The following is a 26,845-nucleotide window of genomic DNA, read 5'->3' as shown; positions in this document are numbered from 1 at the left end:
TGCTTTTATCATGAAAATAATCAAAATAATAATTAGTATGGTTCTTTGCTTGCACTTAATGGGATGCGAAGATTTTCTGGAAGTAGATACCCCTAAAGACCAGATAGACCGCCAAATGATATTCAGTGACGACAGAATGGCCGTCGCAGCTGTTTCAAATATATATACCCAACTGAGAAGTGGAGGCTTTCTTGCGGGAAACCGCGTTGGTGCCGGGTATTTGTTCGGATGTTATACCGATGAGCTGGAAGTGGTGAATCCGCAGTTAAGCAGTCACCGAAGCTTTTATGAAAATGCAGTTTTAAGTACAAATACTGCGGTTAAAGATTTGTGGACAGCAGGCTACCAGCAGGTTTTTGCGGTTAACAGTATATTGGAGGGACTTGAAGGTTCGTCTGCCGTTTCTGCCGATATTAAAAATCAGTTAAAGGGTGAAGCACTTGCCATTAGGGCGGTCATTCATCTTTATCTTGTACAGACTTTCGGATCGGTACCCTACATTAAAACCACCGATTATAATCTTAATAGGGTGGTCGCTAAAGATCCTGTTAATGTGGTAATGAAGAATGTAATAGATGATCTGCTGAATGCGGAAAATTTACTTACGGTAAACTATCCCTCTGTTGAAAAAGTAAGGATCAACCAAACCGTAGTAAAGGCATTTTTAGCACGGGCCTGTCTTTATGCAGGAGATTGGCAGAATGCCGAAGGCTATGCCGCGGAAGTGATAGCTGTGAATAATAACATGGAACCGGTAAGTTCAAGGTTTCTTAAGGATAGTAAGAGTGCGCTTTGGCAGTTGAAACCCGAAACAGATGGTAAAAATACTGCGGAAGCTATTGAATATATTTTTCAGACACTGCCGGCACCACAGTCAAAAATAGCCACTACACTGTTGGGTGTTTTTGAAACAGATGACTTAAGGAAAAAATCGTGGTTGAAATTTGTAGGCGATGACGGTCTGAATGTCTGTGCATACAAATATAAAATAATCGGAAACAGCTCACCTTCGCAGGAATATTCCGTAATTCTGCGTATAGAGGAAATGTTCCTTATAGTTGCCGAATGTGCGGCGGAACGCTCAGATTGGGATACATTCAATACCATTATAAATAAGGTTAGGAATAGTGCCGGACTTTCTGATCTTAACCTGCAAAATAAGCAGGAGGCGGTAAATGCGGTTTTACAGGAACGCCGTCTTGAATTTTTTTGTGAATTCGGACACCGCTTTTATGATCTTAAACGAAGAAACCGTTTGGAAGCTTTGAAAGTTGTAAAGAATAATTGGCAAAGTCATTACGATCTACTTCCGCTGCCCGAAAGTGAACTATTACTGAATCAGAACCTGCTGCCTCAGAATACAGGGTATTAATAAGGTTGTTATGAAAGTCATATTATTTAATATTGTTAGTTTACTATGTTTAATTTCCTGCCCTGTATCCGGGCAGGTTGCGCAGGAAAGGAATGAACTGCTTGTTAACGATCTGCTCAGTGCCGATGGAAAGGTTATTGCGTATTATATTGTGAAGCAAAATAAAAGTAGGGAATACACGATAAGGGATTCACACCGTAATAAGGATTATTTGCTTGAAAACATCGAGAATACACAGCTTAACAATCGTTGTTTTTTAGGGGAAGATAAAAGGAAGAAGCATCTTTATTTTATAGACTTTAAAAGGACGATGGTAGATACAGTTAAAAATGTACGCAAATTTACTTTCGTATCAGAATCGGAACTGTTGGTGTTTGAAACAACGGAAAATGAAGTGTTTATAAGAAATCCTTACACTAGGAAGCAAATTAATATGTTTCGCAACATCATTGATTATGAATTCTCCGAAGACAACGAGATCCTTCTGCTTAAAGGGAAAACAAAAGATATAATACTGGACTTTAAATCTGCTTCAAAGTCTGAAATAGTCCTGAACGATAGAGGAAATTGCAGATTTAAGAAGGTTGTGGGCTCACGATCAGAAGCATTTTATGTTTTAGGCAATACTGCAGACTCGTTGTTTTTATACAAAAAGGAAGAAGATAGACTGCGAGAGGTATTCAAACATTCGTTGGTTCTTGATGAAGGAAATAGAATTGATACATTGTTTAACCATACGGCACTTCTTAATGAAAATAATCTGGTCTTCGCCGCATTAGCGGGAGGTATCAGCAACAGTTCTTCAGATAGGGCGGAAATATGGCGTGGTGGCGACAACGGTATAAGCCCCAGGCTTACAGAAAAAGTTAATAAGGCTAAACAGCTGGTGCTGGTCGATATAAAGAATTTAAAACTTTATAACTTTTTTACTGCTGGAAAATTGATTAATTACAGTGTTAATTACAAACAGCAGACAATTTACGAATATGAAGCAAATGAGCACGATGATTATTCAAAGCAGTTTCCGGATGTAACGTTGTATCAGAGAAGCCGGAAATATAACTGGGAGAAAAAAAAGATCGGTAGGCTTAACGGTTCGCCAAACAGCATACTAACTTTTAATGCGTCTCCATTTCTGTTTTATTTCCTTGATAAGGATTGGTATTTCTACGAGGGTACTGTGAAAAAAGATATTACAGGTTCTGCTCAGGCGGCATTCTACAATGCGGAATATGTCAGCTTAAGAAATGATGCCTTTATAAAACGCCCTGTTCTTTATAACAAGCAGAAGTTGCTTTTAGAAGCTGTAAACGATGTCTACCTCTATGATCTAAAAATAAATAAGGGGTCAATTTTTGCTGCTGGCAGTATAAATGATCGCAATTACGATATTGTGCCGGATAATATAAACGCGGTGAATAAACCATGGATGTTCAGCTCCGATTGGGAAATAAACGGTAAAACCGTTTTACTGAAATGGAACAACAGCAACTACAGCAGGGAAGGTCTTTCTGTTGTAGGTGAAAATAATAAACTGAAAGATATTGTGAAGGTTGATGGAAAAATCTCACAGGTGAAGATATCAGATAATATAATCACCTATGTTGTGGAAAGCTATAATCAGCCGCCGGCTTTGTATAAGGTTGATCGTTCGGGAAAACGAAAAGGCTTACTTTATCAAAGCAACAGCTGGGATACAGACATCAGTGTAAAAATAGAAGTTGTGCAGTGGGTAAATTCTAAAGGTGAAAAAAGAAAAGCCTTGGTACGATCTGTAGTTGATCTTATCCCGGGAAAGAAATACCCGGCAATAGTCAGTGTATATGAAAAAAAGATACCCGAATATCATACCTATATATCGCCAGACAATGTGATCAGCAGTGGTATTAATTACAGAAATTATATAAATGACGGATACATTGTAATTGAACCGGATATACATTATGACGAATCAGGTCCGGGAGTTTCTGCAGTAAAATCTGTTGAAGAAGCGTTGGAGCTGGTAGAAGGTCTGTATCCTGTTGATAAAGAAAACATAGGTATGATAGGGCATTCTTTCGGAGGTTATGAAACAAATTTTATAATAAGCCAGACCAACAGGTTTAAGACCGCTGTTTCTAGTGCTGGTGTTTCAGACCTTAACTCTTTTTTTCTTACAGTTAATTGGAATACGATGGTTCCAGACATGTGGAGAATGGAAACACAGCAGTGGCGCATGGGAACAGATCTTTTTTCGGGGTACGATAAATACCGAAAAAATTCACCTGTAAATTATGCTGAAAATGTTAATACACCGTTGTTGTTGATTGCAGGTAAATCTGATTACAAGATAAATTGGAACCAGTCGGTAATGTATTTTATGGCGTTAAAAAAGGCAGGAAAACAAGTGAACATGCTGTTGTATCCTGGCGAAGATCATGAACTGTTAAATGCTGAAAACAAGAAGGATGCGTCAGACAAGATAAAGAGCTGGTTTGAATACTATTTGAAAAATGGGAACAAACCTGATTGGTTATAACAAGACGGTTTTCGATGAACTCTGCTTCTATATTATTTATTTTTGTACTTTGTACTCATTCTCTTTAAAAACTTACTTACGAGTAGCAATACTTAATCCCTGAACCTGCAATATGGTACAGCATTGCCCGCCTCAGCTCGACAGTTGAAAGCAAGAAGCCTTTGTTGCTTATACCAACTGTTTTTTTATTATTTCTACCCATATCATCGAAGTGGGCGAAGCCTTGAGTCAATACTGTAAGAATGTACAGTTTCGTTATTTACCCACAGTGATGGAAGGAACAACACCAAAGTATACCTATCAGTTAACGGATGGAATAACAATAGACCGACAAGGCATGCTGATTATAGAGAATGAAAAAATATTAGAGATAATCAAAGGTTACACAAAAAAGAGCTAATAGGAGTGTCGATTTTTTATTGTTGCATAGGTTTGATAATTATCAGATTTTTAGTATCTTAGGTTTGTTGTTTCATATTGATGTTCTGTGCGGGTGATAGGATAGCCGCTTGGATAGGGAGGACCAAGCGGCTTCTTTGTACGTGATGTTTTCTCTTTCCTTTAGAGAGATGAGTACGTAGAGTGTTTCCATTGTATAGAAGGCTAGAGATTCTAAAGTCTAATATTGAAACGATCGAGGACGCTCGTACCAGCGGGGATTAGCACTAGCTGATATTGCTAAAGGTACAGGACTTACCATTGAAGAGATCGAAAAGTTGAAGTGATTTTAGAAGATAATAATTGAAAATCTCTTCCGAAGTCAATTCAGAAGGGATTTTACGTCTAAGCCCCTCACAATAGAGGGCTTAAGATTAAAAATGTGGACATGAGCTACAAGCTTGCGCTATCAAGGGGTGTTTAAGGTCACAGTTTGTGACCTTAAAGAACTACATTCTTCCTGTAATAGCTAAAAATATAGAGTTCGATTTTAAAGTTATATTACCGCTTTAAAAGATTTGTGCCGGCTCCTTAGATCTTCTAAAAAGTCTTTGAAGAATGCACATCTTGAAGTAACTTTATCAAAGTCAAGCTCGGAGAAGAGCTCCTTGCAATCCGATTCCACATATTTTCTTTTAGCTTTTCGGGTTTCCGATTTTAATCTTTCCTTAGGATCCTTTAGGCTTGAAGGATCACCAGCAAAAGAGAGTGATACCCCATATCTCTTATTGAACGGAATGAGGTCGGCAAATATAATGGCTTCCAGTTCCCATATATTTAGCAATAATACCGTAGAGCAGCCATTGGCAGCATCCTTTATTTTCTTGTGCCAGTTTTGACGTTCGAGGACTTTAGCGCTTTCCGATTTAAATGCATCCAGGTCTCTAATACATATTAAGATATCATAGGACGTACTTTTCGTTTCGGCTCCTACGGTTTTATAGAATTTAGGAGAGTCCAGATGGCACCCGCGAATGTTTTTGCAGATTGTTTTAAAATTTGCAATCGCTCCCAACTTCGGTCTCAAAAGATTTTGGATAGCCGTAGTATCGTTGGGATCTTCACCTATTACACCGATTTTAATCATTCCTCTAGATCCGAATGTACCCAATAATCACTTAAATACCCGACCTCCTCTGTATAAAGCCGTGCCTTCTCTTGTTCCTCTTGAGTCAGCCTGCGCACCTGGGTGCCCTTTTCTCTTGTATAGGACACAATCTGTATACGGTTCAGTTCATTGGGCTCGATATGATCCAATGTGAGAGGGGAATGAGTCGAGAGGATAATCTGATTAGTATCTGATTTTTCCAGTAAAAACTGCATCAATAGATAGAATTGATGCGGGTGTATGCCTAGCTCCGGCTCTTCCAATAATACGATTCCTTCATCGAGCCCCTGTACTTGAGCAATGATATAAAAGAGCCGCTTTGTACCATCCGATAGATGGCTCCAAGGATACCAGCCGCCATTGACATAGAACTCTAACCGGATGTTATCAATAGTGAACTGCTCTCCATCTTGATAGATATTGATATTCGGATTGAACCGGACATTTTCTATTGGTGTGTATTTGTTCAATGCGTCGATAAGCTCTTCACTGAATACCAATTTTGATTTAATCAGTTCTACAGTTAATCTTTCCTCCACCCTTTGTAAAGACTCGTCGCCATCATCATCATAAATGTCGAGTAGTGTTTGTTCTAGTCTAAAAAATAAATCATCGATAAAGTCGAGACTAGAGGCATGGTGTAGCATGTACAAGTCAAAGTCGAGTACAATCTTTCCCGAAGTATTGAAGTATTCCGACGTATTCGGAATATTGTATTCAAGTAGAATACAATCAGGGAAGCTTAAAGAATGCTCTCTCAAAACGTAATTATATAATCTGTTCCGAGTGGATAACATATTTACGACTTCTTTTGTCTTGCTATTTGTTCTTTTTCTAGTAATAGGGGAGAGCTCTCTTCTATTTAGTTTATAAGTCCGTTTAAAGTAGAATTTTTTGGTAGGATCTAATTCGAAGTCTTCTTCATCAACACTCTTACGTATGTAATCAACTTCAAATAGGTCTTGCTTATCTATAGCTTGCAATTCAAGTGAAAGATGTTTTAACATGGCATCATCCGGCAAGCCATTAAAGCGCATTCCTTCCTTTAGTATACGCAGCAGATTTGATTTTCCAGACCCATTTTTACCAATCAGAATGTTCAATCCTTTTTCAAAACCAACATTCAGGTTACTTATAGATCTAAAACCTTCTATATGTACCTGTTTCAGATAAAGACTCGAAGAGGTATTATTCGCCATATACAAACCTACATAAATTCACCTTTACAGGCAATACAAATGAATGAAATATCAATTTGGACTCCATTCATTGCGCAATCCTAAAGAATATATATGTCAAATTTACAAAATTTTAACGTAGAAAAGGCTTGACTCTATTGGCTAATATAGTTTACCAGTCTTATTTTCCTCCGACCTTAAATCCGATCTCAGCCTTTGGGTTCTGCTTTGCAACAGTCTTCTCTTGCAGTCGGTCGATGTATTCAAATAGCAGTTCGATATTGTGATTGTTTTTTTTTGCTAATTATTTTAGTTTTAATAGTTTTGTTTTCGTATATTTAGGTCATAACCAATTGAGTGAATTATGAATACAGGAAAACGGTTGAAACCTACTAAGAAAAATGACGAACTTCTAAAGGCGATCTTCGAAGATAATTTTCCTGATTTTTTACGTTTTATGTATATAGAAGCAGAGGATATCTTCGATCTGGATCGAGGGTTGACCTTTATGGACAAAGAGCTGTTGGAAATTATTCCAGATCGAGAGCGTAAAAAAGGGAAGCGTGTGGCCGATCTTTTGGTCAAGGTGTTCTTGAAGGACGGCCGAGAGAAATGGATCTTGGTTCATACCGAGATCGAGGGAGGTAGCGATGATCGGTTCTCGCACCGTATATTTGAGTACCACTACCGTATACTGGATCGATATCGGGTGCCCGTAGAGACTATCGTTGTCTTTACTGGCAGTCGTAGCCAGCGGCGGTCGGACGAATACAAGTACAGCGTATTCCGCACTTCGTTCGAGTTTCGTTACCTGAGCTATCAGATATTTGATCATCAGGAGTCCGAGCTGCTTGCTATGAACAATATATTTGCGTATATTGTATTGGCCTGTCAGAAAGCTTTGGATGAAAACAAGCTGCCTGAAGAGGAACTGGCCGAAGAACGTAGTACAATAGCTCGAGCGCTTATCGAGACCAACAAGTATAGTAAAGACCGTATAATGAGCTTTTTAGTGTTCTTAAAAAGTTTTCTTTTTATACGAGATAAAGATTTAAATAGTAACTTTGACCAATACATTTATCAAGTGACAGGAGGCACAATACAAATGGGTGTAATAGAAACAATCAAAAGACAGGAGAGAGAAAAGGGAATCGAGAAAGGCAAAGCTGATGGTGAAAGAGAAAAAGCTATCGCCATTGCTTTGGAGTTCAAGAAAATGGGATTACCGCTAGCTGATATTGCTAAAGGTACAGGACTTACCATTGAAGAGATCGACAAGCTGTAGCTAGAATACATACGTACTATAATAGATTAAGATAGCCATCCGGTACAATTGGGTGGCTATTACTTTTTACCAGCTCCCTTAAGACGACGGGAATGATTAGTTATAGGCTGTTACCATAAGTGAAATCCTACTTCATTGTTTCAATTTTTTAATGGCTTCACTCTGTAGCAGTGATTTCATCTGAGTGATAGCGACCTTGTTAAGTTCGACTAGCCGTTCACCTTGTGATAGTCCCTGTTGGATGAGCAATGCATTAATGCTTTCCAAGTTGCTCAGTACGACCAGTTGTTCTATTGTAGCCTCGTCCCGCATATTTAACTTTGTTGAGGACTTCGTCGTTCCTTTTACGTCAGGGTTAGCTTCACGCCATTCTTTGGCTGTCACACCGAAAAGAGCCGTATTTAGCAGATCTGCTTCTGTCGCATATACAAGCCCCACTTGTTGTTTGGTAATTTCGTGCGGTATAAGATTTTCTTTAATGGCATCGGTGTGTATATGATAGTTTACTTTTGCCAAGGTACGTTGCAGATTCCATTCCAAATTAAGACGATCGTTTTCTTCGTCTTTGAGACGTTGGAATTCTTTGATTACATAGAGCTTAAACTCTATTGATATCCATGAGGCGAATTCTAGCGCAATATCTTTGTGAGCAAATGTTCCTCCATATCTGCCAGATTTTGAAACTAGACCTATGGCGCGTGTACTTTCAATCCATCGTTTGGGAGTCATCACAAAACTGTTCAGCCCTGCTTGTTTTCTAAACCCCTCGAATTCGAGGGGTTTAAAATTGGGATTATAAATTGTTTCCCAGAATCCTAACAGTTCTATCGTATTGCGGTTTCTCATCCAGTTTTGGATGATGGAATCTGTATGTAAAGCGTCTTTATGTCGGGCGATATCCGTCAGAGATATAAAATCCTCATTGTTGTTTTGATATAATAGTATATCAACTCCTTCTACGTTAATCTTTTTATTTTTACTCATATCTCACTTAAGTTTAATATCATACTTTGGTTATACTAAGATACGTTTAAAAAATTAAAATGCTAAAAAAAATAGCTTTTCATGTCTGCTATTTTCTGTTTATTTTAGAGAGAGTTTCGAAAGGCCAATGTGGATACGAGCTTAAAGCTCGCACCAGCAGGGGGATGGAATACAGCTATGGTTTATTAACTGATTTTCCGGCTGACCAACTTGATTTTAATGACAACTATATTTATCTATTTGCTAAGCAGCACGGTGCAATACTCATAACCGATGATGGAGATTATAGTGGTCTAGATGTTAAAGTCGCTACCTATAATAAAAAAATATACACTGCGTATAAAGATGCTGTAAAGCCAAATGTCGGTTTGAGATAAGATTGGTAACCTATTACAGACACTTCTCCATTAGATAATTTGTCAATAGTACACCTTGCCTTTCCACTTCCTGCTCCTTGATAACTTTATAACCTCGCTTTAGGAAAAATGGTTTTGCCGTAATGGAAGCATGTACTTGGATACAATCTACACTTACTTCTTTTTCGAGTAAGTCACATATTGCCGTCGCTATCCCTCTACCTTGAAAATTTTTATGCACATACAATCTATCGAGGTAGCCCGTTTCGTCTATATCACCAAAGCCCACGATAACATCGTTTTCCAAGGCCACAAATGAATGGTGAGATTGAAATGAGATGTCCCATTTTGTAATATCGATATCGCCTGTCGCCCATACAGCTAATTGTTCTTTAGAATAATCCGTTTTATTTATTGTGTGGACAGTTTCGTAAAAAAGCTTCGCTATTTCCTTGATATCATTGGATTGATATTTTCTTATTTCCATGATGTATATTTTTTTGTTTTTAAACAGAGTTCCTTTTCTTAGACTTTGCCTTTTAAATCTATTCGATATGAGCCTTAGTATAGCTAAAGTTTATTTTATGTTCGGGTACTCCAAACGTTGAAGCGCCAACAAAGGGATATAACTATATTATGTATGTTCACGTGAAGCGTTTAAGAGCAGCTATCTAAGTAATAAAAATAATGTAATTATAGGCTTAATTTTAATATTCAATTGCCAATTCAGGCATAAAATCTTTAGGGCTACAATTCAATAAAGTTGCTACTTTATTTAGCTGGTCATAGGTATACATACTGGGTGATTTTTCTGTCTCAATTTGGCCGATATAACCAGGAGTTACCCCTAGATGTTTAGCAATCTTAGCTTGACTAACTTTATTTTTTTTCAATTCTCTTATATTTCTGACCAGTTTAACTATTTCCCACTCAAATTTTGTTTTAGGATTATTATTTTTTTCTGTCATTTTGATTAAAAATTTGCTTAGTTATAACTAAGTGTGTATATTTGCTTAGTGATTGCTAAGTTTTGTTAGCGCAATGTTTAATTTATACGTCTTAAAATGAGACGTAGAGTTAACTTTAAATATCTAGGTGTTTTATAACACTTTAAATATTGACGAGTCTCCAACTTTCCAATTGGTACCTGGGAAGGAGGCGGTAAGGTTAGCTCATTTCCTACGATTATTATATCTTTGTATAATAATGTGGGGGTGAGCCTTGCTGAGTAGCCGCTTCCAGGTACCAAATTCTGACGCAAAACATTAGTCTAGCGTAAAAGAGTGGCGAAACGCAAGGTCTCATCCTTTACGTTATGCAAATAGGGGCTCGTTCACATAAACTTTAAAAATTATGAGAACGAATTTTAAAACCAACAAAAGCCATCTAGCACCGATATCCCATCGGTTGTCATGGTATTCCCACTTTTTGCACATAAAGAACGTACCGGCCTCGCCGGAATAATTTCAAACTTAGTAAACAGAAAAGGGGACGTCACGTAGTATTTTACGCTATTTGTAAAACACCTTCCCGATGCTCGGGACGCGACGCAATGACGCTTTAAGAATGTCAAAGCTCTTTTCTGTAAATCGACCTCCGCATATGAAAACATTATTGTTTGCACAGGTTAGAAATCGGTTACTATGTATTTAAATTCGCACCTTAAAGATAGTATAGTTTTTAAATACAAGCAAATATTGTGTGTTTTAATTTTATTGCTTTGCGATAATTTGGAGGTCGGTGTTTTTATTTATTTCTAGAATGGATGGTATAAAACCGATTATAAACCAAGAATAACCAATTAAATCCATTCAGAAATCACACTAGATTTTTGAATCTGTAATGGTGTCTTGCCATTACATAATGTAACCGAAAAATGAACAATTTTTTAAGGAGTGGGAGAGGACTGCCCTTTGGGCAGAGGTGTGTCTGCTCGAAAATGCAAAATAAAGATAGATTATCTACGATGAGCCCTTCGGGGTTGCCTCACTTCGCTTCCCGAAGTAAATTCGGGACACAGCGCAATGACGAGCGGACTGCGAATCGCAATGACGGGAAAGTGGTCCGCAATGACGAGGGAATAGTGAGGCAGATGGTATTTATAATATTTTGTGTGTTGTTTAGTGGCTTTTTGGTTTCTCCTGCCTTCGGGCAGGGGGCCAAAAGCCTAACTCAGACGGTAGTTAGAGGTGTGGTATCATCTCATCTAGATGGCAAGCCTATCGAAGGGGCTTCGGTTACTGTAGATAAGAAGCATACACGGACGTATAAGGAGGGAAGGTTTACCATTAGCGTGGATAAGCCTACAGGGATATTAACTATAAAACATATCGGATACAAAGAGCAACGGGTTGCCTATGAGAATACAGCTACAATACTGAATATCGCCCTACGGCCTGGTGAAAAACAGATAGAAGAAGTCGAAGTCATATCTACAGGGTACCAGAAGATACCAAAGGAAAGAGCTACGGGGAGCTTTGTACAAATTGATAGTACGATATTGGCTCTACGGGTGACACCCAATATCTTATCAAGGTTGGATGGGACTGCAGCAGGGCTTCAGTTCGATAATAGAACAGGTCGCTCTAAAATAAATGTTCGTGGTATCAATTCTTTAAACGAACTGAGCCAAAATCCATTGATCGTATTGGATAACTTTCCCTATGAGGGACGTATCGAAGATATTGATCCTGAAACGGTGGAATCCGTTACCATATTAAAAGATGCTGCCGCCACATCCATATGGGGAGTCAAGGCAGGCAACGGTGTTATTGTGATCAATAGGAAAAAGATTGGAAGTGATGAATCTGTGAAAATTTCGCTCAGTAACAGGACAATTTTACAAGATCAAAGTGACTTGTTGGCCATTCCTGATATGTCTTCCGCTGATTTTATAGAGATGGAACGCATGCTGTATGACAAAGGCTTTTATAATAGTAAGCTCAATGCCGCGGATCAGAGGGGTTTGGTTTTGTCACCGGTTGTCCGCTTGTTGGACGCTAATAAAAAAGGGAAGATGGATCTGGAAAGTATGGAATCTGCTTTCAGCGATTTTGCGCGGCAGGATTATAGAGAAGATCTGATGAAATATTTCTATCGAAACCCGCTCAATAATCAGTTTAATGTAAATATAGCTAAAGGTGGTAATAAATACGGTTTTGGGCTAACGGCGATGTTGCAGCAGGACAGGGGAGAAAATAAATATGCTGCGCAACGTAAACTAAACGTAGGTATACAGAATACATTCATGCCCATCAGGGGGTTGCAATTACGTTCACATGTAAATGTAGTTTACGCTAAAGTAACAGATAGGCCGCACGGGATGGGATACGGATATTCACCAGGAGGCGGTCTCTCCGGCATATATCCTTACCTGTCTCTTGTTGGAGCCGATGGGACAGTTACCGAGGTGCCTAATGGATATAACCTCGATTATGTACGTACCGCAGGCAGCGGTTTGCTGATGGACTGGATTTATAGACCATATGAAGAGCACTTGTACAACAAGACCAGCACACATAATTTTTACTTGAACAGTAATTTGGATCTACGTTACGAAATTGATAAGGGGATAGCATGGACTGTGATGCATGCGCTAGAGATGACGGATAGCAAAGGGCAGGTGCTAAATATGCAGGATTCCTACACTACGCGCGACCTCGTAAACCGGTATACCCAGATCGTCGGAGGCACGCCAAAATATATGTTGCCTAAAGGAGATATGTTGACCAATAGCTTTTCGTCTGCATTTGCAAACAGATTTCGTACACAGATAGATATTAACAGAAAATTGTCCAAAATTGACCATCTGTCTGCAATCGTTGGTTTCGAAATCAGTGATCAGCCCATCTCGACACAGACTTATAGATCTTACGGATACAATAGCGAGATCCTGACCTCCGCAAAAGTAGATTATCTGACAAGCTACCCCATATTTGAAGGATTGTCATTCAATACGCCTATACCATTTGTGGATGCCTACAAGAGGAAGAATAGCAGAGTTATGTCGCTGTATGCGAATGCTGGTTATACCGTCTTGGATAAATACCAGCTATTCGGTTCAGTGCGTCGAGATGGTTCGAATAATTTTGGAAAGGAATCCAATGAAAAGTGGAATCCACTGTGGTCTTTTGGTTTAGCTTGGAATTTGAAGAAAGAAAGGTTCTTAGCCTATATGACTTGGCTGGATCAAGCTAAAATTAGAGGCACAATAGGGCACAGTGGCAATATTGGAGCTGGAGCACTCGCTAGACCGATATTGATTTATAGCGCTGCTCATCCTTATACCAATCTTCCGTATGCGACGATAAGTCTTCCGCCCAATCCAAAACTTAAATGGGAGGATGTCAAGATGTATAATTTAGGTCTGGATATGGAATTTTTAGGGCAGAGTCTGTCAGGATCAATCGATTTATTCTGGAAGCATTCCACAGATCTGATCAGTAATGATCCGATAGATCCTACAACAGGTCTAGCTACGGCCCAGCGTAATGTAGGCGAATTAAAAGGTAGGGGGATAGATGTCGCTTTGAGATATAAAACGAATATATCGCAGATACAGGTGTCTAGTATGTTTAATGTGAGCTATGTCAAGGACAGGGTTGAGACTTATAATGGGACTTTACTCAGTGCTGTCAATTATATGGGGAGCAAAGGAGAAAGTATCCGTCCGATTACAGGACAGCGGTTGTATCCACTTTATAGTTTTCGGTCAGCCGGTCTTGATCCAGATAATGGAGATCCACGCGGATATTTCAGAGGGGAAATCTCAAAAAACTATTCCAAGATTAACACCGATTCGCTACAGTACCACACCTTTCATGGCACATCATTGCCTCCATACTATGGTAATTTTAAACTAAATATTAGTTATCATGGGTTTACAGTTTCTTCCAATGTACAGTTTAAGTTTGGTCATTACTTCCGTAAAAACAGTATTAACTATGGATCAGCATATAGATATCAGGATATACACGAAGACTTTCAGTACCGATGGCAGAAGCCAGGGGATGAACAGCATACCAATGTACCATCTATGCCTTATCCTGCTGTAACGGCTAGGGATGATTTTTATAATTATTCGGATGTACTGGTACATAAAGGTGATCTGATCAGGCTTAATGATCTAAGTGCATCCTATCGATTCAAAGGTAGGATAGGGCAACGCATTGTGCATACAGCAATCAGTGTGAACTGCTCTAATGTTGGTCTCTTATGGCGCAGGAATAGTGTGGGGGTAGATCCTGATTATAACCGTCTGCCTGCCCCTCGTTCCTATGGTTTTAATGTGACTTTTAATTATTGATTACTATGAAAAATATACTTATCACAATAATAGCAATTCGATTGCTTTCTTCCTGTAGTGGTTTTCTTGATGAAAAACCGGACAGTTCGATAACTCATCCGAATACGTATGCGGATCTACAGGCCCTGCTTGATGCGCTTAATTCTATAAACACATCCCGTTTTCCATCTCTTCTTGAGATTGGGACGGACAATTATTTTGTACCGGACGACGCATTGAATAGTGTGACAGATTTTGAACGGGATAATTACCTGTGGCAAAAAGAGCCACTTTATCAAAACATAAATAGAAATGTAGAATGGATGGCACCCAGTGTGCCTGTGATGTATGCGAATATCGTACTGGATGAAATCGAAAACATGCCTGCTAGCGGTAAAGCGGATGACAAAAAGGTGAGAAGTGAACTCATCGCATCGGCAAGGTTTATACGAGCATTTAGTTTTTTTAATTTTGCTCAGGTATATGCGCCTGCGTATGATTTGGATCTTGATAATCCCGATTTAGGGATTGTTATGCGACTTAATGCTGATTTTAATGTGCCAAGTAAAAGATCTTCTGTCCGTGCTACCTATGATCAGATACGCAGTGATCTTGTTCTTGCTGTTCGAGATTTACCGAGCAAGCCGCTAGTGACCACTAGGCCAGGCAAAGCCGCTGGTTTTGCGCTTCTAGCGCGGACGGCTTTGATTATGCAGGACGTGGAATCTGCTTTGCTATATGCAGATACGGCCTTGTTTTATCAATCGGAGCTCATCGATTATAACCACGTATCGGCTACGGCAACAGCTCCGTTTCCTCGGTTTAATGCCGAGACGGTGTATTTTGCATCCAGTTCGGGAGCGTCAATTCTACATCCGCAGACGGCACGAATCGACTCCAATTTATACGAAAGCTATGCGGTCAATGATCTAAGAAAAGTGCTCTTTTTTAAACTCAATAATGATGGATATTATTCTTTCAAAGGAAGTTACTTAGGAGAGTCGAGTGGTTCTTTTTTTACAGGTATTTCCACCGCAGAGATATATCTTATTAAAGCCGAATGTGAAGTCCGGCTACAACAAATGGATGAGGCAAACCATACCATCAATCTCTTTCTCAAAAATCGTGTCAACAAAGATAGTTTTCAGCCCTACGACCTGCGAGAGATGACGGATCCTATTGGTTTTGTACTGAAAGAACGTAGAAAGGAGTTGATTATGAGAGGGCTTAGGTGGAGTGATCTAAAAAGACTGAACGTGAGCGGAACACATGCTATTAGCTTGATTCGCTCCTTCAACCAACATGTATACACTTTGGCACCTAATGACCTCCGCTATAATTTTCTGATTCCACAACCTATTATAGAGTTTACAGGTATACCTCAAAATAAAAGATGATATGAAATACACAATAATATGGTTTTTCGTGATCTCTTTTCTTCCATCGTTTGCACAACAGGTCAAGGAAAGTGATCGATTTGCTATCACGCATATACCACATGTATTACATGTCGAAAATGAGACTATTTACCTAGAGAGGCTTTCTGGGAAAGGTATTCTTTTAGACTTTGGTGGTTTAAGATGTCCCCCCTGTATTGCATCTGTCAAAAAATTAGATAAGCTACTACAGCAGTATCATAATAGGTTAGAGGTGTTTTTTGTTACAAAAACAAAAAAACAGGACTTGACCGATTTTTTTGAAAGCAAAATGCAAGTCGATTATGTAAGGCTTGTGTATGAAGATTCTGTTTTAAACAATCTCTTTCCTCATCGGGGTGAGCCCCACTTGGTGTGGATAGATTCTGAAAGACGAATACGTTATATTACGGAAGGTGACCTGGTGTCAGAGGAGTTTATCGACAATTTTCTGGCAGATAAAATTGATTATAAAATCCCAAGAAAACTGGATATGGTATACGACCCTAGTGAAAGTGTGCTTTTGGCTCAGAGTAATCATGGGTTTGATGTTGACGAATTGGCGATGATGAACTATATGCTAATCGGGAAATATAAAGAAGGGTACCGATGGAAGCAATATCGCCTTGTGGATTCAGTAGCAGGCTCGGTCAGGGTAGGCGGTGTCAATGTACCTATATTGAAGATATATCGTTCTATTTTAGGGTTACCCAATTTGAGTAGATCGCGGGTCATCTGTCTGGGATTTCCTTATGATAGATTGGAGTATGTTGATAATGAATCTCCGTTATCACTCTGGGATATGGACAATACATACTTCTATGAAGTGAAAGGGAAGCTTTCAATGGGAGAGAAGGAATTCCAAAAATATGTTATGAATAATCTTGATGGGTTTATGGGGTGGTCCACGAATTTCAGTGAGATCAACAGAAAGAGTTATATCATAAAGAGGATGCCGTCTCGCAGAGGGAATACAACTTCTAATGTATCGATCTCAGGTGATAGAACGCTTTTGGACTGGATGAACGAGACCGATGATATTTATGCCGGTATTCCGGTTGTATTAGAGGAAGGTCTGGAAAGAAGGGAGCTTTATAGAATAAAAATAGGTAATGATTTTGATCCTCAAAACAGAGATGATTTAAGCCAACTTGAAGCTCATGGTATAACCATAGAGCTTCAAGTCATTCCTGTGGAAACATTAGTAATCAGAAAAGAAATGTTTTAATTTTTCATCGTTACTGTTTCGTTCGGACCATTTAATTGTGCGTCTTCAATACGGTCTTGTATATTTTGACCAGGTATAGTTGAAGGCGCACTTAAATCAGGTTGGGCAGGTGACGAACCCGCCAAAACCGGTGCTTTAATCTGACAGAAAGCCGTAGATTGATCACAACCCAAATTCTGATTTGCGGCATAGCTGTATTTCTCTGGCAGAATATGATCGGTACTATTTAATGGTCTGCTGCCATTATAGTCCCAAAATACTTCCGTCTGACTAGCTTCATCAGCATCATGCAGATTTACAGTTGAGTCAATTGCTTTGTTATCGTTCAAAGCCCACGCTGTTACACCCAAACCTAGTATGGCTGTAAGCAGGATCATGATAGATTTCATGATGATGTCTTTTTGTTTTTTTTATTTCTATAGTATTGCTATCCTGTTGCTGGCTTATTTTTCTGTGCGTTGCCTAAGCGCTATCTGGGGATAGTCATAAGTGTCTTTTGGCCGACACGCCCTTTCCCCAGACAGGCCTTGTGCCCAGGTGCCGATCAGCATCCTATACTGATATGGAGATTCATGATACTAAGGTCGATCTTTAGGGCATGCGACCGTTAGGCCGATGTGTATATTTCGATAGGCCAAAAGGTATATGCCCGTTCTGGCGCTGTTTTGAGACGCTAATCCCATTGCTCATCTTCGTCACAGTAATCACTGGCTACACAGGGATAGCCCCTGGGAAAGGTGTCGTAGATATGCAGATAGGATAGTACGACGGGGTCTACTTTGTAGGTGTTTAGCAATCTGACAATGGCTTCCAGATCGAATAGGTCAATATGCTGCCGGTAGCTTCTTGGTATTTTGCTATTGATCACATACTGGATGTCGGATTGTATCTGTTGTATTTTCTCGGTTTTCTCAGTACTGGCGATATCGGTATAGTGGATGTCCTGATAGATCTCCTGCAACTCGGCGATATAGAGGAGGTCAGTGTCCAGATACCGAAGGTGATACCCCATCTGGTGCAGTATAGCGAATAGACATTCATAGGCATAGATAGCATCTATCCCCTGTAAGGGAGGCGCTGTGAGAATACAGGCATGCATATCGCGGACCATGTCGTCGATTTCCTGATGCTCGTAGGCAATCTCGAACAATGCCTCATGTACCGTCTCTTCGGCTATATAATAGATCTTGGAGGTCTCCGTCCCGAGGAGTACGGATCCACTGGTAATATCCATCAGGTGCGATGCGATGATATAGAAGATCTCCATGGGGTAATTGTTCATGGGTGGGAATGTGCAACAAAAATAATTTTCAAGGGTAAAGGGATTGTCGTCATCAGCCTCAAGGTGTGCTGTATCGCTCGCGGGGTGTTGATCTTTTGGTAGATCCTGAATAAAATCCTGGTGCATCTCCCAGCGATCCTGCATCATATGCCTATGATAGGTGCTGTTCTGCCAGCCCTGTGGGGCAATGCGTTCCATCACTTCGGGAAGGGCCTGATAGACCTGCTGGAGGATGTGGTATACCTGCAGGCTCGGCAGCCGATGTAATATAGGGGGCTTTTCCATGATTGAACCTGTTACTTGTCCATTAATTGATTCTTTAAGCCAGATGTCGTGAGGCCCGTCTGCTTTCGGATAAATCGGTTCATCTCACTCATGCCACTGAATCCGGCCTGTTCTGCCGATTGGATTAATTTTTCGTTCTGCGGCAGGATGTCTTTGATAACTTCGAGCAGAAGACGGTTCCGGTATGTCCGGAGTGTAATGTGGTACCGCGCTTTGTATAGTTGGCGCAGCTGCGGTAATCCAAGCCCCAGTAGGGAAGAAAGATCCTTTAACTTCGCTTGTGCTCCTTGCTGTACAACGAGGTGCCGCAACAGCTGATGGGCACGTCGTGCCCAGTCTTGTCGATCATTAGCACCGCTGTCTTTGGTCAGCTTGAACCGTGTCAGATGGATCAGGAAGATGAGATGCTGTAGTAGGATATACTCGTTGTCCAGCGTACGGGGATTGAGTTTTCTGAATAGAAGTTTTATATAGTGGATTGTAGCTGTTGCAATATAGAATCCTATGGGCGCAGGAAGTGAGCTTGAGCAAGTCTTTTTGGCTTGGATCAAAGGTGCTAGAAAGGTGAATTGCCTGTCGGCTGGCGCCCGGAAAATTCCTGCATCGATTATAAAACCGACCAATATATGGTGACCTGCCTGTAGCTTTATTTCGTGGATTCCGACGGGAAGGTATAAGTATGCACCCTGTGCAGCCTGCAACTCGTGCGGATGGATGTCGCTCGTGATAATCCCTGTTGTCGCTAGGGCATAGATCAGGTGCAGGTCTCCCTTGTGTGCCTGTATAGGTATCACGGTCTCTTGGTTGATCCAGTATTCGTAATGATAGAGGTAAGCATAGCGACCATCAAATACCTGTTCTGCAATGCAACCTGTGGCGATAAGCCAATGCCGGCAATGGGCATGGCGTATCTGCTGGCTCGGGGTATATGGTGGCGGTGCCAGACCCAGGCAGCTCTCTCCCAATAAAAGTTCATAAGTCCGTTCCATAATATACGGATTTGGTTACGAAGCGATATTAGGCAATATCTCTTGTAAACGTAGACTCAAAGTGTACATCGTACTTTTTCCGTTGTAATCCGTACTTTATGGGAGGAGTGTTGAGTTATATCCCGTATGACCGGTGTAATCCTTACCGTGCTGTACGATGTACATTTTTATTCCCAAAGTTGCTGAGTTTCTTCCAGATTTGTGACCATTGGATCCATTTAGGAGTTAATAGGCGTTCCTCACCTGGACGGTACACCCCGGTGAAGAACGTATGGTCAAACCGTAGATACTTTAGAAATGAAATTAAAAAAGGATCAACAGCTATGGCGCAAGGAGCAATGGACAGTGGGTAGTGGTATACTACTCTGGAATCAGCTCTTGCCATTGCTTGGTGAGGAGGAAGCGAAACCAGAACGCTGTCCCATCAAGACTATCTAGGCGCTTGTTATAGCAGCCACTTACTCAATGTGAGCGGGCGTGATTTGCCCGCTCTTTTAATAAACTGGATATTATCAAATAATAGGATGGACAAATTGAATGACTGGGGATTTGCCCTGTTTTCGGCAAATCTCCATCAGCTGCTTCCGGATATTCCCTGGCAGCAGCACGCGGCTTGCTACAGAGAGCATAAACATTACCATAGGCCGCGGGCTATAGCTACCGTAGCGCAATGGGATGTATCGGCTATTATGCCGTACAATAAGGAACCGCATATTCTGTGCCTATTCCACTTGGGATACCATGCGCAACTGCCATATATACTGGCAGCACAAGGGGTGCAGTTTGATATGATACTGGACAGAAAGGTGTTCGAGGCGCAGCAGGACCAGCTATTGGCTATGCAAAGCGCTATGCAGTCGGGAGGAGGGAGCTACCGGTTTTTGTTGAGCGATAGTCCGACCGTACTATTGCAGGCGCGCTCGGCTCTACAGGATGGAAGGCACCTTTTGGTATTTGCGGATGGTAATAGCGGTACGACGGATCGTATTGAAGATAAGGTAGAGATCGGATTTTTAGCAGGCAGTCTGTATGTGCGTAAAGGTATTGCGGTTTTGAGCTATCTGACTCGGAGCACAATTGTACCTATAGCGCATCGGCAGGAAGGAAGGCGGTTTAAGCTGACTGTAGGAGAAGCAATCTCCCCGCTGACGGCTTCGGCTCGTGATCATTACCTACAGGATACCATGCAGCGACTATACGCCTATCTGGGCGGATTGATACGGCAAGAACCATGGCTATGGGAATCTTGGAGCTACCTGCATCAACTCAACTGTTTTACGGCCGCCAATACGGCCGGTAAGGAAATGAATCAAGATCAGCAAGCTTTGATTCCGATTCGTCTGAATGGAGTGTCAGGTTTTTTTGATCGAATACGTTATTGTTTTTCGTACAGTTGGGATACTCTTAGGAAATAATTTATTAAATTAGGGGTTCGAACCCACTTCATTATGAATGTTTTGAAGATAATACTAACCACTAGTGCGACCTTATTTATTCTTATTTTTTTGATTTTATGGTCGCTTAATCAGCGCTATACGGCTATCCATATCCCGGTAATGCATATCGGTGCGGTTTCTGCACTCTATATTGTGTATTTCTGTGTGTTGTCTTTGGTGTTCTGGTATTTCAGCAAAGGAAGTTGGCTTGGTAAGGTGTTATGGACACTGGTGTATCTGACAATAGGTGCTACACTTTTGCCTGTGATGCATGGAGTGGTCTATGGATTGCTTCCCAGCTTATCTATCGTGCTGTTTGATGAATCGGTACCACCGAATGAAGCTTCGTTTCACCATGAGGTATGGCGCGGATATCTGTTTGCAAATGCGCTGGCTATAGGTTTTGTGTTTTTCCTATATTATTGGGAGAATCGGTGGCTCAGCCGGCGACTGATCAATAAGCTGAATGCCTACGATCAGCGCATGCTCGGGGTAAAGCATAGTTCACACTTTTTGGGGACGATATTTGTAACAGGCTTCGGGCGCATGTTGGTCGATACGGATTCAAACAATAGGCAGGTCAAAAGGGATATCATTCAGTTTTTGGGGTACTTGATGCGTGTGGAGGAACCTCAGGTGCAGCATAGCTGGGAGGAGGAACTGGACCTCCTGGAGTGCTTCGAAAGGCTATGGAAAGAATATTACGGACCGGAATCGTTGCAGATAAAATGCAATGTTGCTTCTGGAGAATATCGCTTGGTACCATGGGGTATCTTATTGTTTCCTCTAGAAAACTGTTTAAAGCATGCTTTAATATCAGCCGTATATCCGGTGGAGTATCAGTTGGAAATGGAGCCAGAAAAAGTAATCTTGGTCTGTACGAATTGGTGGAGTCCAAAGGAGAAGAAAGAAGGAGGTATTGGTTTTGGGCTTTTGGAGTCGCGGCTGGCAGGAACGGGCTATAAGCTGAAGTACTATACGGAGCAGACAGAGGGACGATATAAACTGACTTTACATCTAAATTGGCACAGTAATGAAAAAAATAAGCTATCAAGTTCTACTTTTGGATGATAAGCCAGAGACATTGCATTATCTCTTGGATATGTTGCATGACCTACCTTTTATTGCAGAACCATTGGTGTTGTCCGATCTGGAAGAGGCTTTTTTGTATCTGAAGGATAATGAGGTGGATATACTCTTTTTGGATATGGATTTTGGACGTACAGATCTGGATGGAGTACGATTTTTGGGGATGATCAATAGGCCGCCGCTGACAATAGCCTGTAGTTCCACTTCGGGGTATGTGTTTGATGCACATGAAGTGGGTATCTATAAATATATCGGAAAGACGATTAGTTTTAAAGCTCTGGAGCGTATACTGAAGGATGCTGCGGAAGAGGCGGACCGGAAGGAAGAACGGGAACGTAGGGATATTGTGAAACTGGAGCTGACCGATGTCTCGGGACGCGAGATCATGCTGCAGGTTGCGGACATCTATTATGCACAGGTGAGTAATAATGTGGTGACGGTGTATACGGCTCAAGAGGAGTTTGAGTTTAAGATATCGCTCCGTGAATTTGATGCTCAACTGCCTGTAGATCGGTTTAGTAGGTCTCATTTTAGCTTTTTGGTAGCATTGGACAGAGTAAAGAAGATAGAAGGAAAGAAGGTGCACCTGACAGGTGTTCATAGTGAGAGTCTGCTGCCTATATCGCAGGAGTACAATAAAAGTTTTAGACATGCACTGGAACAGTATCGGCAGCGTTGGAGTTAGTGCGTGCTTATGATATTTGGGTAAGGGCTATCCTACATTTCATGGTATCACAATTCTGATGGAAATGAGGAAACAATTAATCGAAATTCTGGCGGTATTGAAAGATATCCTAAGGCTGCTAAAACGCCGGAGTAATGTCAAGACGGACGCCATGTCTGGAATGCTGGAGCTTGATATAGGTCAGCTGATGACGCGGATGGCGGTCATTGACAGACTGGGAATATCGGAGCGGACCTACAACCGGTGGGTCAAGAGTGGGGTGCTGAGGCCTATCGAGTTTGGCAACAGGCATCTCTACCGGGAGGAAGATCTGCAGGATGCTATCCGACGCAGTATCAATAAAGGGCTTTTATAGGCCCTTTTCTTTTATGTATACTTTTACTTTTCGCTTGATTTTATAACTGTCAGTACATGCTTTTGTAGGTTATTCTCTGGGAATGGCAGGGGGATGCTGTGCTATTCCTTTGCCTGTTCTCTGCTTATTGGTTGCCTATCCGTTCCTTATTGGTTGCCTGTTCTTTGCCTTAGAGGCATAGAATACGCCAGGGGAAAGGCCTTGTGCAAGGAATAATGTGCCTTGACGGTCGTTCTGAGCTGTTCTGTCGATACACCGTCTGGCGCCATATGGCGTAGGCTATGGTCAAATGGTGTCAAATGGCGTCATTCTACGTTTTTCTGCTTAGTCCTGGGCTAGATTTGTACCAATGATATCGATATCCGTGGCTGCCTGCAGCGCCACAGTAAAAAGTAAATAAGAATATCATGGCGAGATTTTTAAAAGGAATCACAGGTGCCTACACGGGTAAAGTAGGTAATGTGGTCGGAAGTTCATGGCGGGGCATTGATTATATCCGCTCGCTTCCCAAGAAGAGTTCAAAACCAGCATCGGAAGACCAGATCATCCAACGGACGCGTTTCCGGATGGCTACCAATTTTCTTAAGTCTATCAAGGATATCCTAAAGATTGGCTTTTCGGATAGTAAACAGCGTGGTCGACTGGGGTATAATGTGGCCTTTCAGCATTTTATTGGCAATGCAATCCAGGGGACTTATCCGGCACTGACGGTGGATTATTCGGTGGTGCGTATTGCCAGTGGTAGCCTGGCTCCACTAATGGGATTGACTATGGAAGAATCAGCTCCACAACAGTTGACGATCAACTGGGAGTCGCAGGTCAATCGATTCAATGCCTTTGCAGATGATGAGGTGGTGGTGCTGCTGTACAATGTGGATGAAAACTTCTTCTCGGTATATGAAGGGGTGACACGTGCAGATGCAACGCTGGAAATCACACTGCCGGCGAGTTATGTGAGCAAGACGATCGTGGGCTGGAGCTTCAATATCCACCGCGATGGAGTTGCTACTTCCAGCAGTCAATATCTAGGAGAGATTGAAGTGAGTTAGCGAACCAAATTGACCGCGTAAGCTGGAACCTTTTCTTGCGAAAATTTCCTAGGCTTACGCTGGTCAAATTTGATTCTTGGTATGAAATAGAAATGAAAAATCAATACACCCTACATCTCCAACGGAAATATGGAGAGCGGGGAACTAATGGAACAATTACATTCAAAGGCGAGCATATCTGTCATACGATCGAATTGCCCTGGCGCAACAATATGCAGCGCCTGAGCTGTATCCCTACGGGACGTTATAAGCTCGTAAAACGTACGTATACCAAACATGGCGAGCAGATCGGTATTCCTAATGTACTGGGACGCGAAGCGATCCTGATCCATGCAGCCAATGATGCTTCGCGCGAACTGCTGGGCTGTATAGCCCCAGTAACCAAGCTGACCGGTGAAGGTACCGGTACCGAAAGCCGTAAGGCACTTGGCGAGCTGAAAGCACTGGTATACGGACTGTGGGATATGGGAGGGGAGGTATTTATAGTTATTAAGTGATTGAGTTATCTAGTTAACAAGTTATCGAGTTAACTAGTGAGGATGCGTAGTGAAACGAAGTCCTGACAATGTCGGGAATAACAACAAAGAAATGCACAAAATCATCAAAAAAATAAGCCAGGCGGTACAGGTGTTGCTGCTGGCTCCGGTCAAGCTACCGGGAAAGGCGCTGAATATTATAAAATATGTGGCTGTGGGGTTGGGCGTGTTGGAGGCAATGACGAGCGAGAAGGAGAAGGAGGGAAACGAATAGACAAAGCAGGTCACTGCGAGCGTAGCGAAGCAGTCTGTTTTAAAGTTTAAGATTGCTTTGTCGTTACACTCCGCGCAATGACGGAGAGATTATATACGTCACTGCGAGCGTAGGGGTGCTTGTCCCGAATTTACTTCGGGAAAGCAGTCTGTTTCAAGAATAGTGAGGAAAATTATCAAGTGAACAAGTCGTAAAACTCGATAACAGGCGTAGTGAAACCAAGTCCCGACATCGTCGGGAATAACACGATAACTTGATAACACGATAACCTGATAACAACAAAAACAATGAAAACAAACCAAATACGTGCAGGTACGCTGGGGGGTACGCTGTGCAGTGTCTGGGCATCGATCACACTAGGTGATGTGCTACAGACTGTAGTTATGGCAGCATTGGGTACTTTGGTAAGCTATACCTTATCACAACTGCTGCAAAAGCGGAGGAAAAGTCAGTAAACAAAAAAGCGATTCAGTGATGAATCGCTTTTAGTACCCAGCGCCGGAGTCGAACCGGCACATCCGAAGATATTGGTGTTTGAGACCAACGCGTCTACCAATTCCGCCAGCTGGGCAAGCTGTTGTTTTATTGTTGACGATGCAAATATAGGTGTATTCCTTAAATTAGCAAAGAAAAATAGCCGTTTTTTTCAAAGTGGCTGATTATGAAATAGAAAAATTGATATACAAAATTTAAATTTGTGTAGCTTCAAAGTATTTAAGGTCACACAAGTGATTTGACGCGCTTTCTCAAGTTCATTTTATATTAGAAATGTAGCGAAAAATAGCTTTATTACCCATTCAAATAGCGCTAAAGAAGCCTAATTACCAATATTGAAATCCTTATTAAGAGAAAAAGAGGTATAAGATATTAATCTTAAACCTCTTTTAATTTCAGTCGTTTTTGCCCAGTAAAACAACTCGGTTTATTTGTTTAAATTGGGGAATTTAATGTTTATGCTGGTGCTTAATTAATTTTAGCATTTATATAATGATTTGTGAAGTAACGCAGTTTTTGTTAAAGTGGTGCCAATTCTTAAAAGCTTAAATCAAAAAATTTTCGAATATATCCCAGGAAAAATTCTGTCTCGCAAAAGGAAACGGTTTATACAGATATAAATAAAATCTGTTTGCGTGCTCTTTATAAAAACTCTCGAAAACGTGAGGTTGCTGTACATCTGTGGGGGTAGAATTCTTTAAATAATTGAAGTAAAGGATTCCCCTGTACTTTGGGAGCGCAGGGGAATTAAGGCGATTGTAATTAAAATATAGAAGTTTAGATCTAGCGAGGTGTAGTATCCCTTAACTGTTTTATATGATTGTGCGCTTTGAATTGTTCACTAGCTTGGCTCTGTAATACGACTAATAAATCCATTGGAAGATGAGCTGATTCCTTCATCGCCTCATTATATACTTTTATAAACTCGTCTTCGCCACGTTCACAGCTCTCTAAAATTGCATGTGTGGTAAATGGGTCAACAGCAGATTTAAAAGACATCCAAGCTCTAAATAATTTACCTGACGTTCGAGTCTTATCGGTAGGTGTTTCCCCGTGTTGTACCACGAAAGGAGTAATTTCAGCATTGAATTTAATAGATTGGTCTCTATAACCTCCAAATAATGCTTTTAATCCTAAATTTTCATCTTTAGGTAATAATGTTATAGCCTTATCATAGCCTTCTATTCGATCATTATTAATCTCTATTAAATTATTTAAAAATTCTCCTAGATTATTTTGCATGTTATCCATAAATAATAGTGTT

General features: G+C 41.0%; 26 protein-coding genes and 1 tRNA gene. 17 read left to right on the top strand and 10 right to left on the bottom strand.

Features of this window, described 5'->3' with window-relative positions:
- The first annotated feature begins 10 nt into the window (after positions 1-10).
- The 3 genes from M472_RS36115 (at position 11) to M472_RS45885 (ending at position 4,290) form a co-directional block, all read left to right on the top strand.
- Complete coding sequence (locus M472_RS36115) at positions 11-1,372, top strand: RagB/SusD family nutrient uptake outer membrane protein (protein ID WP_022829373.1); 1,362 nt, start codon at positions 11-13, stop codon at positions 1,370-1,372.
- A gap of 10 nt (positions 1,373-1,382) precedes the next feature.
- A complete protein-coding gene (locus M472_RS36110) occupies positions 1,383-3,890 on the top strand; it encodes an alpha/beta hydrolase family protein (protein WP_021070840.1) in 2,508 nt (835 codons plus the stop codon).
- Positions 3,891-4,161: 271 nt separating this feature from the next.
- Entirely contained in the window at positions 4,162-4,290 is a 129-nt protein-coding gene (locus tag M472_RS45885) for a hypothetical protein (protein ID WP_262506446.1), read from the top strand.
- Positions 4,291-4,824: 534 nt separating this feature from the next.
- Here M472_RS45885 and M472_RS36100 read toward each other — a convergent pair.
- Together M472_RS36100 and M472_RS36095 are read right to left on the bottom strand one after the other, a co-directional pair.
- Complete coding sequence (locus tag M472_RS36100) at positions 4,825-5,415, bottom strand: DUF4276 family protein (RefSeq protein WP_021070838.1); 591 nt, start codon at positions 5,413-5,415, stop codon at positions 4,825-4,827.
- Positions 5,412-6,635, bottom strand: a complete 1,224-nt coding sequence (locus M472_RS36095) for an AAA family ATPase (protein WP_021070837.1) — start codon at positions 6,633-6,635, stop codon at positions 5,412-5,414. Before M472_RS36095 ends, M472_RS36100 begins: the two co-directional genes overlap by 4 nt.
- Before the next feature lie 343 nt (positions 6,636-6,978).
- Between M472_RS36095 and M472_RS45790 the strand changes: the two genes are divergently transcribed.
- Positions 6,979-7,899: an RpnC/YadD family protein gene (locus tag M472_RS45790; RefSeq protein WP_021070836.1), complete on the top strand. Its 921-nt coding sequence runs from the start codon at positions 6,979-6,981 to the stop codon at positions 7,897-7,899.
- A 132-nt stretch (positions 7,900-8,031) separates the two neighbouring features.
- Here the strand turns inward: M472_RS45790 and M472_RS36085 are convergent, their stop codons facing one another.
- A complete protein-coding gene (locus M472_RS36085) occupies positions 8,032-8,883 on the bottom strand; it encodes a KilA-N domain-containing protein (RefSeq protein WP_021070835.1) in 852 nt (283 codons plus the stop codon).
- A gap of 59 nt (positions 8,884-8,942) precedes the next feature.
- Here M472_RS36085 and M472_RS36080 point away from each other — a divergent pair, with 59 nt between their 5' ends.
- Positions 8,943-9,260 (top strand): hypothetical protein, encoded by a 318-nt coding sequence (locus tag M472_RS36080; protein WP_021070834.1) that lies wholly within the window; start codon positions 8,943-8,945, stop codon positions 9,258-9,260.
- Positions 9,261-9,273: 13 nt separating this feature from the next.
- Here the strand turns inward: M472_RS36080 and M472_RS36075 are convergent, their stop codons facing one another.
- Together M472_RS36075 and M472_RS36070 are read right to left on the bottom strand one after the other, a co-directional pair.
- Positions 9,274-9,726, bottom strand: a complete 453-nt coding sequence (locus M472_RS36075; protein WP_021070833.1) for a GNAT family N-acetyltransferase — start codon at positions 9,724-9,726, stop codon at positions 9,274-9,276.
- 220 nt (positions 9,727-9,946) lie between these two features.
- Entirely contained in the window at positions 9,947-10,207 is a 261-nt protein-coding gene (locus M472_RS36070; protein WP_021070832.1) for a helix-turn-helix domain-containing protein, read from the bottom strand.
- Between the two features lie 971 nt (positions 10,208-11,178).
- Here M472_RS36070 and M472_RS36065 point away from each other — a divergent pair.
- Genes M472_RS36065 through M472_RS36055 form a run of 3 tightly spaced genes read left to right on the top strand, consistent with a single transcriptional unit; the run spans position 11,179 to position 17,166 of the window.
- Positions 11,179-14,544 (top strand): SusC/RagA family TonB-linked outer membrane protein, encoded by a 3,366-nt coding sequence (locus tag M472_RS36065; protein WP_021070831.1) that lies wholly within the window; start codon positions 11,179-11,181, stop codon positions 14,542-14,544.
- Positions 14,545-14,549: 5 nt separating this feature from the next.
- Entirely contained in the window at positions 14,550-15,920 is a 1,371-nt protein-coding gene (locus tag M472_RS36060) for a RagB/SusD family nutrient uptake outer membrane protein (protein ID WP_021070830.1), read from the top strand.
- Between the two features lies 1 nt (position 15,921).
- Complete coding sequence (locus M472_RS36055) at positions 15,922-17,166, top strand: TlpA family protein disulfide reductase (RefSeq protein ID WP_021070829.1); 1,245 nt, start codon at positions 15,922-15,924, stop codon at positions 17,164-17,166.
- Here the strand turns inward: M472_RS36055 and M472_RS36050 are convergent.
- From M472_RS36050 to M472_RS36040, 3 genes are all read right to left on the bottom strand, one after another.
- Entirely contained in the window at positions 17,163-17,543 is a 381-nt protein-coding gene (locus M472_RS36050; protein WP_144062728.1) for a hypothetical protein, read from the bottom strand. The two genes, M472_RS36055 and M472_RS36050, sit on opposite strands and share 4 nt — an antisense overlap.
- 296 nt (positions 17,544-17,839) lie before the next feature.
- A complete protein-coding gene (locus tag M472_RS36045; RefSeq protein ID WP_021070827.1) occupies positions 17,840-18,733 on the bottom strand; it encodes a hypothetical protein in 894 nt (297 codons plus the stop codon).
- 11 nt (positions 18,734-18,744) lie between these two features.
- Entirely contained in the window at positions 18,745-19,722 is a 978-nt protein-coding gene (locus M472_RS36040) for a helix-turn-helix domain-containing protein (RefSeq protein ID WP_021070826.1), read from the bottom strand.
- A gap of 297 nt (positions 19,723-20,019) precedes the next feature.
- On the opposite strand from M472_RS36040, the gene M472_RS45480 reads away from it, so the two are divergent.
- From M472_RS45480 to M472_RS45475, 9 genes are all read left to right on the top strand, one after another.
- The gene (locus M472_RS45480) at positions 20,020-20,160 is read left to right on the top strand and encodes a hypothetical protein (protein ID WP_021070825.1); all 141 of its coding nucleotides are present in this window, start codon (positions 20,020-20,022) and stop codon (positions 20,158-20,160) included.
- 86 nt (positions 20,161-20,246) lie between these two features.
- Positions 20,247-21,137: a lysophospholipid acyltransferase family protein gene (locus tag M472_RS36035; protein WP_021070824.1), complete on the top strand. Its 891-nt coding sequence runs from the start codon at positions 20,247-20,249 to the stop codon at positions 21,135-21,137.
- Between the two features lie 33 nt (positions 21,138-21,170).
- Positions 21,171-22,229 (top strand): LytS family sensor histidine kinase, encoded by a 1,059-nt coding sequence (locus M472_RS36030; RefSeq protein ID WP_021070823.1) that lies wholly within the window; start codon positions 21,171-21,173, stop codon positions 22,227-22,229.
- A complete protein-coding gene (locus M472_RS36025; RefSeq protein ID WP_021070822.1) occupies positions 22,192-22,932 on the top strand; it encodes a LytR/AlgR family response regulator transcription factor in 741 nt (246 codons plus the stop codon). The genes M472_RS36030 and M472_RS36025 overlap by 38 nt, the downstream gene beginning before the upstream one ends.
- Before the next feature lie 64 nt (positions 22,933-22,996).
- The gene (locus tag M472_RS36020) at positions 22,997-23,287 is read left to right on the top strand and encodes a helix-turn-helix domain-containing protein (RefSeq protein ID WP_144062726.1); all 291 of its coding nucleotides are present in this window, start codon (positions 22,997-22,999) and stop codon (positions 23,285-23,287) included.
- A gap of 407 nt (positions 23,288-23,694) precedes the next feature.
- Positions 23,695-24,336 carry a DUF6266 family protein gene (locus tag M472_RS36015; protein WP_021070820.1) on the top strand — a complete coding sequence of 214 codons (642 nt, stop codon included), beginning with the start codon at positions 23,695-23,697 and terminating at the stop codon, positions 24,334-24,336.
- Between the two features lie 92 nt (positions 24,337-24,428).
- The gene (locus M472_RS36010; protein WP_021070819.1) at positions 24,429-24,833 is read left to right on the top strand and encodes a DUF5675 family protein; all 405 of its coding nucleotides are present in this window, start codon (positions 24,429-24,431) and stop codon (positions 24,831-24,833) included.
- 91 nt (positions 24,834-24,924) lie between these two features.
- Positions 24,925-25,086 (top strand): hypothetical protein, encoded by a 162-nt coding sequence (locus M472_RS36005; protein ID WP_158499919.1) that lies wholly within the window; start codon positions 24,925-24,927, stop codon positions 25,084-25,086.
- A gap of 287 nt (positions 25,087-25,373) precedes the next feature.
- Positions 25,374-25,541 carry a hypothetical protein gene (locus M472_RS45475; RefSeq protein WP_021070817.1) on the top strand — a complete coding sequence of 56 codons (168 nt, stop codon included), beginning with the start codon at positions 25,374-25,376 and terminating at the stop codon, positions 25,539-25,541.
- Positions 25,542-25,575: 34 nt separating this feature from the next.
- On the opposite strand, the gene M472_RS36000 is transcribed toward M472_RS45475, so the two are convergent.
- Both M472_RS36000 and M472_RS35995 read right to left on the bottom strand, forming a co-directional pair.
- Positions 25,576-25,657: transfer RNA gene (locus tag M472_RS36000), tRNA-Leu, on the bottom strand.
- Positions 25,658-26,364: 707 nt separating this feature from the next.
- A complete protein-coding gene (locus tag M472_RS35995) occupies positions 26,365-26,832 on the bottom strand; it encodes a ferritin-like domain-containing protein (protein WP_021070816.1) in 468 nt (155 codons plus the stop codon).
- Positions 26,833-26,845 lie beyond the last annotated feature (13 nt).

Origin of the sequence: Sphingobacterium paucimobilis HER1398 (genome assembly GCF_000416985.1) — a bacterium.
Lineage (GTDB): Bacteria > Bacteroidota > Bacteroidia > Sphingobacteriales > Sphingobacteriaceae > Sphingobacterium > Sphingobacterium paucimobilis.
Note: the sequence above shows the minus strand (reverse complement) of the source record. Positions and strands in the feature narration are given on the sequence as shown.